14 protein-coding genes are annotated in these 15978 nt (G+C 69.4%); 8 read left to right on the forward strand and 6 right to left on the reverse strand.

Annotated features, from left to right (window positions below; all coding sequences use genetic code 11):
* Window positions 1–5: 5 nt before the first annotated feature.
* The 6 genes from ACZ63I_RS18035 (at window position 6) to ACZ63I_RS18060 (ending at window position 6600) form a co-directional block, all read left to right on the forward strand.
* Window positions 6–2678, forward strand: a complete 2673-nt coding sequence (locus ACZ63I_RS18035) for a M14 family zinc carboxypeptidase (protein ID WP_469339691.1) — start codon at window positions 6–8, stop codon at window positions 2676–2678.
* Between the two features lie 110 nt (window positions 2679–2788).
* On the forward strand, window positions 2789–3514 hold the full coding sequence (locus ACZ63I_RS18040) for an amino acid ABC transporter ATP-binding protein (protein WP_469339958.1): 726 nt from the start codon (window positions 2789–2791) through the stop codon (window positions 3512–3514).
* Between the two features lie 79 nt (window positions 3515–3593).
* Window positions 3594–4523: a transporter substrate-binding domain-containing protein gene (locus ACZ63I_RS18045; RefSeq protein WP_469339693.1), complete on the forward strand. Its 930-nt coding sequence runs from the start codon at window positions 3594–3596 to the stop codon at window positions 4521–4523.
* 2 nt (window positions 4524–4525) lie between these two features.
* Window positions 4526–5206: an amino acid ABC transporter permease gene (locus ACZ63I_RS18050; protein ID WP_469339695.1), complete on the forward strand. Its 681-nt coding sequence runs from the start codon at window positions 4526–4528 to the stop codon at window positions 5204–5206.
* A complete protein-coding gene (locus tag ACZ63I_RS18055) occupies window positions 5206–5862 on the forward strand; it encodes an amino acid ABC transporter permease (protein WP_469339697.1) in 657 nt (218 codons plus the stop codon). The genes ACZ63I_RS18050 and ACZ63I_RS18055 overlap by 1 nt, the downstream gene beginning before the upstream one ends.
* A gap of 66 nt (window positions 5863–5928) precedes the next feature.
* Entirely contained in the window at window positions 5929–6600 is a 672-nt protein-coding gene (locus ACZ63I_RS18060) for a GntR family transcriptional regulator (protein ID WP_469339698.1), read from the forward strand.
* Between the two features lie 12 nt (window positions 6601–6612).
* Here the strand turns inward: ACZ63I_RS18060 and ACZ63I_RS18065 are convergent, their stop codons facing one another.
* Both ACZ63I_RS18065 and ACZ63I_RS18070 read right to left on the reverse strand, forming a co-directional pair.
* Window positions 6613–9336: a hypothetical protein gene (locus tag ACZ63I_RS18065; protein WP_469339700.1), complete on the reverse strand. Its 2724-nt coding sequence runs from the start codon at window positions 9334–9336 to the stop codon at window positions 6613–6615.
* A 193-nt stretch (window positions 9337–9529) separates the two neighbouring features.
* Window positions 9530–9676, reverse strand: coding sequence for a hypothetical protein (locus tag ACZ63I_RS18070; RefSeq protein ID WP_469339701.1), 147 nt, complete (start codon window positions 9674–9676; stop codon window positions 9530–9532).
* Window positions 9677–9934: 258 nt separating this feature from the next.
* Between ACZ63I_RS18070 and ACZ63I_RS18075 the strand changes: the two genes are divergently transcribed.
* Window positions 9935–10768 (forward strand): PIG-L family deacetylase, encoded by an 834-nt coding sequence (locus tag ACZ63I_RS18075; protein ID WP_469339703.1) that lies wholly within the window; start codon window positions 9935–9937, stop codon window positions 10766–10768.
* Between the two features lie 96 nt (window positions 10769–10864).
* On the opposite strand, the gene ACZ63I_RS18080 is transcribed toward ACZ63I_RS18075, so the two are convergent.
* On the reverse strand, window positions 10865–12235 hold the full coding sequence (locus ACZ63I_RS18080; protein WP_469339705.1) for a COG1361 family protein: 1371 nt from the start codon (window positions 12233–12235) through the stop codon (window positions 10865–10867).
* Between the two features lie 196 nt (window positions 12236–12431).
* Here ACZ63I_RS18080 and ACZ63I_RS18085 point away from each other — a divergent pair, with 196 nt between their 5' ends.
* On the forward strand, window positions 12432–12995 hold the full coding sequence (locus ACZ63I_RS18085; protein ID WP_469339707.1) for an ester cyclase: 564 nt from the start codon (window positions 12432–12434) through the stop codon (window positions 12993–12995).
* Window positions 12996–13036: 41 nt separating this feature from the next.
* On the opposite strand, the gene dmpG is transcribed toward ACZ63I_RS18085, so the two are convergent.
* From dmpG to ACZ63I_RS18100, 3 genes are read right to left on the reverse strand one after another with little or no spacing between them, the layout of a single operon-like run.
* Complete coding sequence (dmpG, locus tag ACZ63I_RS18090) at window positions 13037–14128, reverse strand: 4-hydroxy-2-oxovalerate aldolase (RefSeq protein WP_469339708.1); 1092 nt, start codon at window positions 14126–14128, stop codon at window positions 13037–13039.
* Window positions 14125–15063: an acetaldehyde dehydrogenase (acetylating) gene (locus ACZ63I_RS18095; protein ID WP_469339710.1), complete on the reverse strand. Its 939-nt coding sequence runs from the start codon at window positions 15061–15063 to the stop codon at window positions 14125–14127. Before ACZ63I_RS18095 ends, dmpG begins: the two co-directional genes overlap by 4 nt.
* Window positions 15060–15977, reverse strand: a complete 918-nt coding sequence (locus ACZ63I_RS18100; protein WP_469339712.1) for a 2-keto-4-pentenoate hydratase — start codon at window positions 15975–15977, stop codon at window positions 15060–15062. The genes ACZ63I_RS18095 and ACZ63I_RS18100 overlap by 4 nt, the downstream gene beginning before the upstream one ends.
* Window position 15978 lies beyond the last annotated feature (1 nt).

Below are 15978 nucleotides of genomic sequence, written 5' to 3' on the forward strand. Positions count from 1 at the left end.
GGTAGATGACCAGCAGCGAAAGCTCAAGACTCTCCCGCCGAACGCTTCTTCGCACCACCGCGGCGGCCGGCGCCGGTGCGGCGGCGACAGTGATGCACCCGGGCTCCGCCTCCGCGGCCCCCGCGATCCCCCCAGGACACGACCAGCCGGGCACAGCGAAGCAGAACAAAGGGCCCATCCCGACCCCGGCGAAGTACTTCGGCACGCCGATCGGGACCGACGGCTATCTGGCCCAATGGAAGGACATGGTCCCGTACTTCGAGCTGATCGGGGCCCGCAGCGACCGGGTGAAGTACGAGGAGATCGGCAAGACCACCCGGGGCTACCCGTACGTCCTGCTGACCATCAGCTCGCCGAAGAACCTGGCCAATCTCGACAAGCTGGTCGCCAACAACGCCAGACTCGCCGATCCCCGTGGCCTTTCGGAGGCCGAGTCGAAGCAACTGGCCACCAAGAGCGTGCCGTTCTACTACGTGCAGGCGGGTATCCACTCGACCGAGGTCGGCAACTCCCAGGCCGCCATCGAATGGGCGTACCGGCTGGCCACGGAGAAGTCCGACTACATCGAGAAGATCCTCGACAACCTCGTCATCCTGCTCCAGCCGTGTCAGAACCCGGACGGACTCGTCCTCGTCAACGACTACTTCGCCGCCACGGCCGGCACCAGCTACTCGCGCACCTATCCCGACCTGTACAACAAGTACACCGGCCACGACGACAACCGCGACTGGATCATGCTGACCCAGGTCGAGAGCAAGTACAACGTCTCGATCCTGAACAAGTACCGGCCCCATGTCTTCCAGGACTCGCACGGCGCGAGCAGCGGCTCTCCGCGGCTGTTCACACCGCCGTACCTGTCGCCGTACGACCCCAACATCGACACCATCCTGGTGCAGCAGACCGACACGGTGGGTCTGGCGATGCAGCGGGGCATGACCGTCGCCGGTATGAAGGGCAACGGCTGGGGCTCGGAGTACGACTACTGGTCCCCGTCCCGGCAGTACTGCGTCTACCACGGCGCGGCGCGCATCCTCACCGAGGCGGCGTCGGCGTCCAACCTCGCGTATCCGCAGGTGGGTTCGAAGCCGCTCGGCCAGCAGACCACGGACATCAACTTCATCGAGCCGTACGACTCGAACACCTGGACCCTGCGCAATATCATCGACTGGGTCTCCCAGGCCTTCTACTCGGGTCTGGAGAACGTCGCGTACGACACCTACAACTGGCTGTACAACTCCTACCGCGTCGGGCTCAAGGCGGTCACCCGGACCAGCCCGTACGCCTATGTCATCCCGGCGGGGCAGCGCGACCCGCAAGCGGTGCGGGACGCGCTGGAGATCTTCCATCTCGGCGCGGTGGAGATCAGCCAGGCGCAGACCTCGTTCAGCGCCGACGGCAAGCAGTACCCGGCGGGCTCGTACATCATCTATCTGCAGCAGCCGTACGCCGGGTTCGCCAAGACGCTGCTGGAGGTGCAGGAGTACCCGCAGTTGCTGCAGTACCCCGGCGGCCCGCCGCAACGGCCGTACGACACCACGGCGCAGACCCTGCCGATGCTGCTCGGCTTCGAGGCCGACCTCATTGCGACGTCCTTCACGACGAGGACGAAGCGGCTCAGCTCCGTCAAGCCGCCGGCGGTCACCACACCGTCCGCGCCGCCGCGCACCGGGGCGTACGCGATCGGCCCCGAGTCGTACGGGGTGTTCCGGATCGTCGCCGCGCTGCAGAAGAAGAAGATCCCCACGTTCCGCGCCGCCGCCCAATTCACCGACGGCGGGCGCACGTTCCCGGCCGGCACGTTCCTCGTACCGCCGTCCTCCGCGGCGCGTGAGCTGCTGCAGGCGCAGTCGAAGGCCACCGGCATCCCGGTGGCCACCCTCCGCACGGTGCCTGCCGTGGCGGGCGTCCAGCTCAAGCAGAACACCAGGATCGGCCTGCTCAAGCCGCCGGACAACATGCCGTCCGGCTGGCTGATGTGGACGTTCGAGCAGTACGGGGTGGAGTACTCCGTCGTGTCGGCGAGCGACTACGCGCATCTCGCCGACACGTACGACGCCATCATCATGCCGGAGGGGGTCAGCAAGAACTCCATCGTCAACGGCCTGAACCCGAAGAACTACCCGGCCGACTGGGCCTGGGCGTTCGGTGTCGGCACGGCCGGCTGGACCCAGCTCCACGACTTCGTGACCGGCGGCGGCACCCTCGTCAGCTTCGGCAGCGGGACCTCCACGGCCACGTCGCTGCTCGGCCTGCCGCTCACCTCCGCGCTGCCCGGCGGCTCTTCCTCGGACTTCTACTGCCCGGGGTCGCTGCTGAGCCAGGAGTTCGACACCGACAACCCGGTGGCGTGGGGCCTGCCGGCCAAGAACCCGGTGTGGTTCGTGTCGGACGACGCGTACAAGCTGTCCGACACGACCACGTACCCGGTGGACGTGGTGGCCAAGTACCCCGACAGCGGCGAGCAGTTGCAGAGCGGCTGGCTGATCGGCGGCGAAAGCCTCAACGGGGCGGTCAACGGACTGTCCTGGACGGTCGGCAAGGGGTACGTCGTCACCTTCGGCAGCGAGATCGGCTTCCGCACCTGGAACCGGTCCGAGCAGCGGGTGCTCTTCAACGCCGCTTACCACGGGCCTTCGACGAAGCTCACCGCCGGCCAGTTCCAGCGCCTCGGGACGTAACTCGCCCGGTGGGGGCGGGTGTTGCCCGCCCCCACCCGCAGAGAGGAAGGCACCGGTTGAACGCCGACAACTCCGTCAACGCGGTGGACGCCGTCGAGGCTGACGGTCCGATGGTGGAACTGCGCGGGGTGCACAAATCGTACGGCGACGTCGAAGTCCTCAAAGGCGTCGACCTGGCCGTGGCGCGCGGTGAGGTGGTCACGGTCATCGGCCCGTCCGGTGGTGGCAAGAGCACCCTGCTGCGCTGCGTCAACCTGCTGGAGCCGGTGACCTCGGGGCAGGTGCTGCTGGAGAACGAGGACCTGACCGGCCCTGGCGTCGACCTCAACAAGGTGCGCCGACGTATCGGCATGGTGTTCCAGCAGTTCAACCTCTTCCCGCACCTGTCCGCCGTCGACAACCTCACCCTGGCGCCGCGCAAGCTGCTCCAGACACCCAAGGAACAGGCCCGCGAGCGGGCGGCCACGCTGCTGGCCCGGGTAGGGCTGGCCGACAAGGCCGACGCGTACCCCCGGCAGTTGTCGGGCGGGCAGCAGCAACGGGTCGCCATCGCCCGCGCGTTGATGATGGACCCGCACGTGATGCTGTTCGACGAGGTGACATCGGCACTGGACCCGGAGCTGGTCAGCGAGGTGCTCGACGTCATGCGGGACCTCGCCGGGTCCGGGATGACGATGCTGTGTGTCACCCATGAGATGGGTTTCGCCCGGGAACTCGGCGACCGCCTGGTGTTCGTGGACGGCGGTGTGATCGCGGAGCAGGGGCGCCCTGCCGATGTGCTGGACCGGCCGCAGCACGCCCGGACGAGCCAGTTCCTGCGCAAGGTCCTCAGATAGCGCGCACCCCCCGCACACTCCTCAACACCCAACAGCCTCATACCCAAGAGCCTTACACCCAGCAGAAGGAAGCTAAGCCGTGAGATCGAAATTCGGCATGGTCGTCGGTGCCGCGATGGCCCTGGTCCTCGCCGCCGGCTGTTCCTCTTCGTCCGACGACTCATCGAACTCCGCCAAGGACGGGGGCGGTTCAAGCGCCACCTCCGGCAGCCCCGTGGATGTGGGGGCGCCGCTGCCCGCCGAGGTGAAGAGCAAGGGCAAGCTGACCGTCGGCGTCAAGTGCGACTACCCGCCGTTCGGTTACATCGACGAGTCGTCGAAGAACGCGGGCTTCGAGATCGACATCGCCCACCAGATGGCGGCGTACGCGTTCGGTGACCCCGACGCGCTGACCCTGACCTGTGTGACCGGCTCCAACCGCGTGTCGTTCCTTGCCTCCAAGCGCATCGATCTGATCGAGGCGACGATGAACTACACGGCGGAGCGCGCCAAGACCATCGACTTCTCCACTCCCTACTTCGACAGCGGTGTGAAACTGCTGGTGCCGAAGGACTCCCCGATCAACTCCTTCGACCAGTTGGCCGGAAAGAAAGTCATCAGCATCTCCGGTGCCACCGCCAGTCTGTGGCTGACCCAGTGCATGAAGGACGTCAAGCAGACGCTGTTCACGGAGACCAGCCAGGCGCTGACCGCCCTGAACCAGAAGCGCGGTGCCGCCTTCGCCCAGGACGACACACTGCTGCTCGATCTGGCGGCGAAGAACTCCAGCCTCAAGGTCGTCGGCGACGCGAAGGCCGACAGCCCGTGGGGCATGGGCGTCCGCAAGGGCGACGCGGAGATGCTCGCGTGGGTCAACGGCGCACTGGCCCACATGCAGCAGGCCGACTTCTTCTGGACCGAGTTCCAGAAGACCGTCACCGACCCGTCCGTACAGCAGCAGTTCGCGAAGTACCTGCCGCGGCCGGGCAAGAAGCTGACCTACCCGACCGGCTCCACCATGCAGTGCTGACCATGCCCGAGACCTCCGGTTACCACTTCGACGCGGGCTTCGTCGTCGACCATCTCGGCGAGCTGGGCACCGGCCTGCTGCGGACGCTGGCCATCAGCGCCATCGGCATAGCCGGCGCCCTGCTCGTCGGCGTGCTGCTCGGTGCGGTCAGCGCACTGCGGATCCCGGTCGCCCGGCAACTCGTCACGGTGTACGTCGAGGTGTTCCGCAACACGCCGCTCCTGGTGCAGATCTTCTTCCTGTTCTTCGCGCTGCCCGACATCGGGCTGCGACTCGACGGTTTCACCGTCGGCTGGCTGTCCCTGGTCCTGTGGGGCGGCGCGTACAACGTGGAGAACTTCCGGGCCGGCTTCGAGGCGGTCGAAGGCGGCTACGCCGACGCCGGACGGGCCCTCGGCTTCCCGAGGCTGGCCGCCTTCCGGCATGTCACACTGCCGCTCGGCGCCCGTATCGCCGTGCCGTCGGTCACCAACATCCTCATCTCCGTCTTCAAGAACTCGTCGTTCATGGTGGCGATCAGCTACCCGGAACTCACCGAGACGGCGGTCAACATCGTCGCCGTCACCTTCCGGACCTTGGAGATGTTCCTGGCCATCGGCGTCGTCTACCTGGGTCTTGTCTGGCTCATGTCACTGGGCGCCGGGGCCGTCGAACGCCGCTTCGCGATACCGGGAGAACACTGATGCCCCCATGGGTCGGACCTGTCGCCAGTTACGTCGCCAGTGGGCTGCGCGAGACCGCGCTGCTGGCGCTGGTCAGCATCGCCGCCAGTCTGGTGATCGGCACCCTGCTGGGCACCGTACTGACCCTGCCCAGCAAGCCGGTCAGGGCGGTGGCGCGGGCTTACGTGGAAATCTGGCGCGGCCTGCCGATCATCATCATCCTGTACTTCATCTTCTTCGTCCTGCCCGTCATCGGGCTGCTGGTGAACACCTTCGTCGCCGCCGCGGTGGGTCTGTCGCTGTGGGGCAGCGCCAACATGGCCGAAGTCGTGCGCGGCGCCGTCCAGTCGGTGCCGCGCGGGCAGGCCGAGGCGGCGTCGGCGCTGGGCTTCTCCTGGACGGGCCGCATGCGGCACGTGCTGCTGCCGCAGGCGGCCCGGCGGGCGATACCGCCGGTGATCGGACTCGTCGTCAACCTCACCCAACAGACCTCGCTGGCCGCGGTGATCGGGGTGCTGGACATCCTCGAAGCGTCACAACGCTCCATCGAACGGCTCACGTTGTCCGGCGGCTCGTCGCACGCGGTGCCGATCCTCGGCGCCGTACTCGCCGTCTTCTTCGTCATCTGCCTACCATTGACGCTGCTGTCCCGCTGGTACGAACGCAGACTCCGGTAACGCACCCGGGAAGCAGCGTCCTCGGAACCGACACCGTCACGGATAACAAGGGGGGTGCCGGCGACGATGACCGTCCCGCGCCACACACTGCTGAAGGCTGCCTACGACCATCTGCGGGCCGCCATCCTCGACGGCACCCTCCCCCCGGGCTCCCGCGTCACCGTCCGCCCCCTCGCCGAACAACTCGGCCTGAGCCCGACCCCCATCAAGGCGGCCCTGGCAGCGCTCGAACGCGAAGGCTTCCTCCTGGCCGTCCCGCACCGCGGCTACTTCGTCCCCGAAGTCAGCACCGACGACCTGCTGGAGCTGTACGAGCTGCGCGAGGCCCTGGACGGCATAGCGGCCCGCCGCACGGCGGGCGCACCGGACCACGACCGCATCGCGGCCCAACTGCGCCGGCTGCTGACCAGGCAACGCAAGGCGATCGAGGCCGACAACCTGCACGCGTACGGCGAGTTGGACCTGGCCTTCCACCGCCTGATCTGGGAAGGCTCAGGCAGCCGCCGCCTGATCCCCATCGCGGAGAACCTGATAGCCCAGGTCCGCCTGGGCAACCGGCTGTCGGCCCAGGCCCCGGGCCGCCTCCCGGTCGCGGTGGACGAACACGAGGCCATCCTGGAAGCCATCCTGCGCGGCGACCCCAAAGCAGCGGAACAACACATCCGCCACCACGTCCACGAGGCGGGCCAGGCACTACGCCGCTACCTGGAACTCCAGTCGACCCAGGACGGCCACTGACCACGGCCGGGGTTACACCGTGAATCCGTCCAGGGTGGTGTACTGGCCTGACAGCTTGGTCACCACGATGGTGTGGGTGCCCGAGGCGAGCGAACTGGTTTTGTAGAGCGGGACGTTCGCGTGGCGTGTGCCGTCGCTCGGGAGGGTGGTGACCGTCTGCTGGGGGCCGCCGTCGATGGTGACGGCGATGGTTCCCTGGTCGGTGTACTGCTCGCCGTACACCGTGACGGTCGTACCGGTGAAGGCGAGGGACGCGGTCGAGCCGTTGGCTGTCGCGTAGTGGATGTCGCCGCGGTAGTCGCCGTACGAGCGGCCGGACGCGTAGCTGAAGCCGGTGTAGGTGATTCTGCTGTCGTCGTCGTTGAGGCGGATCGAGCCGGGGACCTGCGGGGTGACGGAGATCTGCCCCGCTGTGGTGCCGGCCGGGATGGGGACGATCATGAAGCCGCTCGACAGGTGCGTCACGTTGCTGACCGGGGTGGTGCCGATGTACACCGGCGTTGTCGGGCCGAAGCCCTCGCCTGCGACGAGGACCTGGGTCGCGTTGGCCGTGGGTGACACGTAGAAGATGCTCGCGGGGACGGAGAGGACCGGGGTGAAGGAGCCGGAGCCCGCGCCTGCCGCGCGGAGCAGGGCGTTGGGGATGTCGGTCGGCTTGGGGGTCGCCGGGATGGTGGTGTTCCCGCTCGCGTGCGTGTCGACGGGCTGGGCGCACGGGTAGGACTGGACGCCGGCGGAGAAGTAGTTGCCGGTGATCCAGAAGTGGCCCGTCGGACTGCAGCCACCCTGGGAGCTGGCGCCCGCGCCGAAGGCCACGTTCCCCTGCCAGTTGACCCATTCCGAGCCTGCGTCGTCGTAGTACGTGAAGTTGGTCGACGGGCCGTCGTACGCGATGTTGCCGGTGACCTGGAGGCCGTTGGCCAGGGTCCGCACCGGGTCGATCGTCTTCCCGTCCGCCTGGTACACGTACTGCGCCTGGTGACCCTCGACGTAGATGGCGCCGCCGTCGCTGCGGACGGACAGGTAGTCGTGGAAGACGTTGTCGCTGATGGTGTTCGAGCTGTTGATGTTCGTGCTGTTCTGCGGGGTGCTCGCCTGGTCGACGTGGCCTTGGACGACCCCGGCCGTGATGCCGGTGTAGGGCAGGTCGTAGAGGTTGTTCCGGGTGATGGTCGTGTGCTGCGAGAACAGCAGGGTGATGCCGCTGGCCGAGGAGTAGTCGGTGCCGATGTGATGGATCACGTTGTCCGCCACGGTGGTACCGGTCAGGATCTCGTTGGTGCCGATCGCGGTGGTGTCATTCGCGCCGTTGGGGGTGCAGTTCTGCTTGATCCCTGCGGCTTCGGACGGGTCGGTCGGCAGCGGGTCGTAGGTGCAGCCGAGGAGGATCGCGGTGGAGGCGATGTCGGTGAACTCGTTTCCCTGGATGAGGGTGTTGGCCGCTCCGTACATCACGTTCAGTCCTGCGCCGCCGAGTTCGGCGAAGCGGTTGCCGGTGAACGTGATGTTCTTGGACGCGGTGAACGAGACGTTCGCCAGGGGCTGGGTCAGTGCTCCCCAGGGGCAGCTTCCGGCGGGCGTCGAGAACCCGCACATGCCTTGGTTGTTGGCGCCGGTCATCCGCAGATTGCTCTGCACGTCGGAGAACCCGGCGCTGGTGGAGGGGGCGTTCCAGGTCGCGTACGAGAACTGAAGTCCGCCGAAGGTGATGTCGTGCACGGGCGCGGCGAGCGTACCCGCGCCGCGCACCAGGGTTTCGAGGCGCGGCAGTTCCACGTCGAGGGCCGACATCTGCCGGCCTGCGGAAGGCTTGTAGAAGAGCGTGCCGCCGGCGCCGTCCAGGAACCACTGCCCGGAGCCGAGCAGGGTCTGCGCGTTCTCGATGAGCGCGGGCATCGTGTTGGTCGACATGGACGGCAGGCCGCCGCTGCCCTGCGCGAAGGACGCGCGCGCGGTCACGTTGGTCCAGCACGGCTGGCTCATCTTCAGCGCTCCGGTCGAGGCGGAGAAGCTCGCCACTCGGCATCTCGACTCGGTCCAGGGCCCGTTGCCGCCGGGGTAGTCGAACTCGACTCCCGCCACCTGGCTCGCGGTCAGCGAGCCGAACCACGCCATCGCGGCCTGGTCGCCGGAGATCGTGTAGCCCGTCGACGATCCGGTCCACGAGCCCCGGAACCCCAGACTCGCCGGGGTCGCCTGCGCGATCGGGGCCGCGTGGCCGCCCACGTACAACTGGCGGCTGTCGCTGCCGCTGGGTACGGGCGCTGACCACACCCCGCTCGTTCCGCGCTGCGTCCATCCGGTGACCTGCGAGGCTCCCGAGATCACCGGATGCGCCCCCGGCGCTGCCCGCCACACCACGGGGTGGCCGGGTGTGCCCGAGTCCGCCGGGCCGAGGGACCAGGTGCTCGACAGGCGGTACACACCGTCGGCCAGCAGGACGCCGACGTCGGCGGACGGCTCCGCGGCGAGTGCGGTGCGAACCGCCTGCTGGGCTCCGGACAGCGAACACGGGGACGAGGAGGAACAGGTCGAACCCGCCCCGGACGGCGCCGCGTAGAGCGTCACGGAGGATGCGGCGGAGAGTATGGGGGAGGGTGTGGGGGCGGGCGCGGCGGTGGCGGGCGTGGCGGTGGCGGACTGCACGACGGGCGCCGCCAGCATCAGACCGAGGGCTGCCGCGATCGGGCCGCCGCGGCGCAGCAGCCTCCGCGTGATCGAACCTTGTGGTGACACGGGCGGGTCCTTCCCAGGCGTGGCGTCCGCCGGAAGACCAGCCTGCGTCTGGACGTCTGCTGCCGGCGAGCGAGGTGGGGGGCGAAATGGAGGCGCTGACCGTCTCTTACATCCGATGTCTGGTGCATATTCGATCCGGCCGCACTCTCTGTCAAGGGACCGCACACCGACAATCCATGTGCGTGCAGCCGATTCATCGGGTCTCTGAGCCGGTCAGCTCCCCCGCCGAGCGAATCCCGGCCTCGCGCAGTGCGCTGCCGTCGCGGGCGGTGAGGCGGAAGATGCGGGCCTCCCCCGGGTCCAGGAGAGGGACCAAGGCGCGTACGAGAACGCGGGACACGGCCTGCTGCTCGGGGGCGCTCGGGTGTACGGCTGACAACGCGCGGCCGCAGGTGCCGGGGCGGCCGGGAGCGGTGGCCCCGGTACCGTCATGTCGGGCGTCGGTCCAGGCCACGACGTACCTGGTGACGTACCTGGTGCTTCGCAGCGCCGGGAACAGCCGGTGCCGCCGGCACGGTTGCACCGACCGAGGGACCAGCGCCGGTAGGCCCGCCGTGCACTCGGACGAAGACGTATTTCTGCAGGAGGACTGTTTTTCATGACTGACCGGCCCTTGACGCTCATGGCGGTACACGCCCACCCCGACGACGAGGCCACCGGAACCGGAGGGGTCCTCGCGCGCTATGCGGCGGAAGGCATCCGCACGGTTCTCGTGACGTGTACCGACGGCGGCTGCGGTGACGGACCAGGGGGTGTCAAGCCGGGCGATCCCGGACATGATCCGGCGGCCGTCGTCGCGATGCGCCGCCGGGAGCTGGAGGCGAGCTGCGAGGTCCTGAAGATCAGCGATCTGGAGACGCTCGACTACGCCGACTCCGGGATGATGGGCTGGCCGACCAACGACGCCCCCGGCTCGTTCTGGCAGACCCCCGTGGCGGAAGGCGCGGCCCGGCTGGCGGACCTCATGCGCCGCTACCGGCCCGATGTGGTCGTCACCTACGACGAGAACGGCTTCTACGGCCACCCCGACCACATCCAGGCCCACCGCATCACGATGGCGGCGCTGGAGATGATCGAGGAGACACCCAAGGTGTACTGGACGACGATGCCGCGCTCGGCGATGCAGCGGTTCGGGGAGACCCTGCGTGAACTCGGGGAGGACATGCCTGAGCCGGACCCGGCCGAGACCGCCGCGATGGCCGAGATCGGCCTCCCGGACGACGAGATCACCACCTGGGTGGACACCACGGCGTTCAGCGGTCAGAAGTTCGACGCACTGGCCGCGCACGCCAGTCAGGGCGAGAACATCTTCTTCCTCAAGATGGGCAAGGAGATGTTCGGCGAACTGATGGGCACGGAGACGTTCGTACGCGTCAAGGACGCCACCGACGCGCCCGTACCCGAGACGGACCTCTTCGCCGGCCTGCGCTGACCCGCCCGGTCCCACCTGCGAGACGCGGGTTCGGAGCAGCCGTCCGAGCGGCGGCTGCTCCGAACCATCAGTCTTGACAAATGAGTTGACGGCCGGTCAGTTGACGCTCAGGACCGCCGTGTTGTTCGTGAGGTCCGGGTCGAAGTCGTAGGGGTACGTGCCGAACTCGCCATACCCGGGGTGCAGGCTCACAGCGCCGGTCGCGCCGGGCACCACGGTGTCGACGCGCACGGAGAAAGCGAACGTGCGCTGTGCGTCTTCCCGCACCCAGTACGGCAGGTCGCAGTCGTAGCGCGGGGCGCCCGTCCGGTGCGGGTAGTAACCGCCGCCGAGGGTGTGCGGGTAGCAGTCGTCGGGCACGCCGGTGACCTTGGCGCCCTGGGGCACGATCAGCCGCACACTGGCGACCGGATCACCGGAACCGAGGTTGCCGAACCAGGCCGGGCCGTTGTTCTTGAACGTCAGCTCGGCCGTGACCGTCTCCCCCGCGGCGCCGGAGACGGCGTCGCCGGTCACGGAGAAGTCCGCGGTGTTCTCCGCGTTGAGCTGGAGGACCGTGTAGTCGTTGCCGGTGTCGATGTCCTGGGCGCCGTCGCCCGGCTCGACACCGATGTCGAGCCGCTCCCTGAGCGCGTGCGGGGCGAGCCGTACCGTCAGCGGCTCGGGCAGCTCGAAGGAGTCGCCGGGCGCCAGCACCTGGTCGAACACGCAGATCACGTGGCTCGTCGGCGCGTAGTCGCCGTCGTCCCCCGTGGGGTAGGCGCAGTCGTCGTAGCGGGTCAGGTCCGTCAGACCGTACGAGGCGTACAGCGTGACGGTGAACCCGTTCGCGTTCGCGTTGCCCTTGTTGGTGATCTCGACCGGGATCGTCCGCTCGTCGCCGGGCTGACCGTCCTCGATGTCCCCGACGGGCTCGATGGCGAGGTCGGGCCCTTCGCCGACGGTGAGGGTGGTGTCGAAGCTGTCGTGCGGCGCGGTGAGCGTGCCGTGGGGGCCGCCGGTGGCCGTCGCCTCGTAGGTGATCCTGCCCCGCGCGCCGGTCTCGGCGCCGTCCGCCGCGCGTACGGTGAGGAACACCTGGTCCTCGTAGTCGCCACCGATCGCCGGCACCACGGGGATGTCGCACACCGCGCTCGTACCGCTCGGCGCGCAGTTGTCGGGCCAGGTCACATCGGCGACGCCGGCGAGGTCGGAGATGTCGACGGTGAGCTTCCCGTCGGTCACCGTGAAGTTCTCGTTGTCGTGGTAGATGCCGACGCCGAGAGTGCGGGACTCCGGCTGGCCGCCGCCGGTGCCGAGCGGCAGCGTCTGCTCGTACGGCTCGTTGATCCACAACTGGTCCGACTGCGGCGGATCGTCGGCGGCGAACGCCGGCCCGGCCGGCCCTGCGGCCAGCAGCCCGGCCGCCAGCGCGACGACGGCGCCGGATCTGAGACGTACCGGGCGTCCAGCAGAGAACAGTCTCATTGCTACCCCCCAAGGTGAGATGACACGACTGACGCACCGCCAACTCCGGTGCGTCGGAAGGATCATGGCATGGCGGTCCGGCCCGCCGCGCGGCGGTTTTTCGCCCCTTCGGGCGGCGCGTAGGCTCTCCCTCGGCCTGATGTGACGAGGCATCACCACTCACCTCCCTCCATCTCCCCTCACCGCAGGAGTTCTCGTGGCTCACCCTGCCATCGGCAGCGCGCATTCCCTCTTCAAGGTCATAGAGACCGGCGACGCGGCGCTCGCCGCCGAGGTCGTCGGCGCGGACTTCCGCAACCGGGAGGCGTTCAACTCCCCTGTCGCCTGCGCGATCCCCGGTCCTGCCGGTGTGCTCGCCTCCGGGGCCTGGATGCGCTCGGCATTCGACGGCCTGCGCTTCCCCGTCCTCGACACGGGCGTCGACGAGGAGCGCGGGCACGTGTTCGTCCGGGTGCGCATGCAGGGACGGCAGACCGGACCGTTCGTGCTCTTCCGCGACGAGAAGCTGGACAAGATCGTCCCGCCGACCGGCCGCGAGATCGACTACGAGCAGATCCACCTACTGACGGTGCGCGACGGGAAGGTGGTCAACCACGAGGCCGTCCGCGACGACCTGACCATGCTCGGCCAGCTCGGCGTCTTCCCGCCGACCCCCGCCATGGCCGCGCGACTCGCCGCGTGGAAACTCACCGGCCGCGACCGACGCGCGGCGGCCGAGGTCTCGGCGCTCTCGGCGCGCGCCGCCGAGACCGCGAAGTAGCTGAAGCACCGGACCAAGGCCGGTCGGACGGCCGCCAGTTCCTAGCGGGGGTCGGGGGCGGCCGGCTCCGGATCGGCGTCGAACGCGTCGAGCGCCGCGTCGCCGGTCGCCCGCGCCCCCCGCTCGCGGGTGCGGAGCGTGTCGAGGGCGATGTCGACGAGCATGTCCTCCTGGCCGCCGACGAGATGGCGGCTGCCCGCTTCGAGGAGCAGGGTGCGTACGTCGACGCCGTGGCGGGCTGCGGCGGTCTCGGCGTGGCGGAGGAAGCTGGAGTAGACGCCCGCGTAGCCGAGGGTGAGGGTTTCGCGGTCCACCCGCACCGGGCGGTCCTGGAGCGGGCGGACGAGGTCGTCGGCCGCGTCCTGGAGGGCGAACAGGTCGCAGCCGTGTGTCCATCCCTCCAGCGTGGCGACGGCGATGAACGGCTCGACCGGGCAGTTGCCCGCTCCCGCGCCGTGGCCGGCCAGTGAGGCGTCGACACGGGTCGCGCCCTCTTCCGCCGCGGCCAGTGAGTTGGCGACCGACAGCGAGAGGTTCTCGTGCGCGTGGATGCCGATCTCGGTGCCGGGGTCGAGGACGGCGCGGTAGGCGCGTACCCGCTCGCGTACCCCGCTCGTCGTGAGGCGGCCCCCGGAGTCCGTCACGTACACGCAGTGCGCACCGTAGGACTCCATCAGGGCGGCCTGCTGCGCGAGTTGGGCCGCCGGTGTCAGGTGGCTCATCATCAGGAAGCCGGAGACGTCCATGCCGAGTTCCCGGGCGGTGGCGATGTGCTGGGCCGAGACGTCGGCCTCCGTGCAGTGGGTGGCGATCCGCACCGAGCGGACACCCAGCCGGTACGCGCGCTTCAGGTCCTTGATCGTGCCGATGCCCGGCAGCAGCAGGGTGGTCAGCCGGGCGGTACGCAGGTTCGCCGCCACCGCCTCGATCCACTCCTGGTCGGTGTTGCTGCCGGGGCCGTACGTGAGGCTGCCGCCCGCGAGGCCGTCGCCGTGGGCGACTTCGACGGCGTCCACCCCCGCCGCGTCGAGCGCGGCGGCGATCTCCGCGGCCTTCGCGGGGTCGAGCCGGTGGCGGGTGGCGTGCATGCCGTCCCGCAGTGTGACGTCCTGGATGAAGAGTCGCCTGCTCATCGGGTGGCCTCCAGGGCGCGGGCCGCGATCCGCTCGCCGACGCGCAGGGCGGCCGAGGTCATGATGTCGAGGTTGCCCGCGTACGGGGGGAGGTAGTGGCCGGCGCCCTCGACTTCGAGGAAGACGCTGACCTGGTGGGTCACCGGACGGTCGCCGACGAGCGTGCGCGGGTGCCCGGTGACGGCCGTGATCTGCACCGGCTGCTTGAGGCGGTAGCCGGGGACGTACGCCGCGACGCTCCCGACCATGGACTCGACGGCATCCGCGATACGGGTGTGCAGGCCGGGGTCCGGCGCGTCGACCAGGCAGAACACCGTGTCCCGCATGATGAGTGCCGGTTCGGCGGGGTTGAGGACGATCACCGCCTTGCCGCGGCCCGCGCCTCCGACGGACTCGATGGCGGCGGCTGTCGTCTCGGTGAACTCGTCGATGTTGGCGCGGGTTCCGGGCCCTGCCGACCTCGACGCGATCGACGCGACGATCTCGGCGTACGGTACGGGCGTGACCTGCGCGACCGCCGCCACGACCGGGATCGTCGCCTGGCCGCCGCAGGTGACCATGTTGAGGTCGGGCGCGTCCAGATGCCGTTCGAGATTCACCGCGGGCACGACGAACGGTCCGGTGGCGGCCGGGGTGAGGTCGACCAGCCGCTTGCCGTACGGGGCGAGCGCGCGGGCGTTGGCGCGGTGGGCGGTCGCCGAGGTGGCGTCGAAGACGATCCGGATGTCCGCGAAGCCGGGCAGGGCGATGAGGCCCGCGACGCCCTCGGCTGTCGTCGGCACGCCGAGCCTGGCTGCCCGTGCGAGGCCGTCGGACGCGGGATCGATGCCCACCATCGCGGCCATCTCCAGATGCTCGGCGAGCCGGAGCACCTTGATCATGAGGTCGGTCCCGATGTTGCCCGAGCCGATGACGGCGACCTTGGTCCTGTTCATGACGGGCCTCCTGTGAAGATGACGCCGACGTCGCCGATCCCGCTGATGTGGGCGTGGAAGGCGTCCCCCGGCTCGACCGGCACCATGGGCCCGAGCGCGCCGGACAGGACGATGTCCCCGGCCCGCAGCGGCCTGCCCCGGTCGCGCGCCGTCGTGGCCAGCCAGGCGACGGCCGCCAGCGGGTTGCCGAGGCACGCGCTTCCCGAGCCGGTCGAGACCACGTCGTCGCCGCGCCGCAGGGTCATCGCGCAGCCGGTCAGGTCGAGGCCGTCGAGCCCGCGGGGCCGGTCGCCGAGCACGAACAGGCCGGAGGACGCGTTGTCGGCGACGGTGTCGACGATGTCGATGTCCCACCCGGCGATCCGGCTGTCGACGATCTCCAGTGCGGCGACGATGGACTCGGTGGCGGCCGCCACGTCGGCGATGCCGATCTGCCCGCCGCCGGTCTCGGCGCCGCCGGTCTCCGCACCGCCGGTCTCCGCGCCGCCGGTTTCCGCGCCGCCGATCTGCCCGCCGCCGGTCTCCGCGCCGCCGATCTGCGTGCCGTCCAGGTCGTGCCCCAGGATGAACGCGATCTCCGCCTCGATCTTCGGCTGGAGGGTGCGGGTGATGTCGACGGGCACCCCGGCAGGGCACTTCATGTCGGTCAGCAGGACACCGAAGTCGGGCTGTGCCACACCGAGTTGGGCCTGTACGGCCGGGTTGGTGAGGCCGATCTTGTGACCGACGACGCGGGCGCCCGCCGCGACCTGGCGCGCGACCCACGCGGACTGGACGGCGTAGGCCGTGTCGACGTCACCGGCCGGCAGTAGGTGCCGTACCGGCGGGCAGGGATACTGGCGAGCCCTGGCCACGGTGAGCCGTTCGAGCGCCTCGGCGGGGCGGGTGCCGAACGCGTCCGTGTGCGCCGCCATG

It is taken from the genome of Streptomyces sp. NPDC087906 (genome assembly GCF_055584925.1).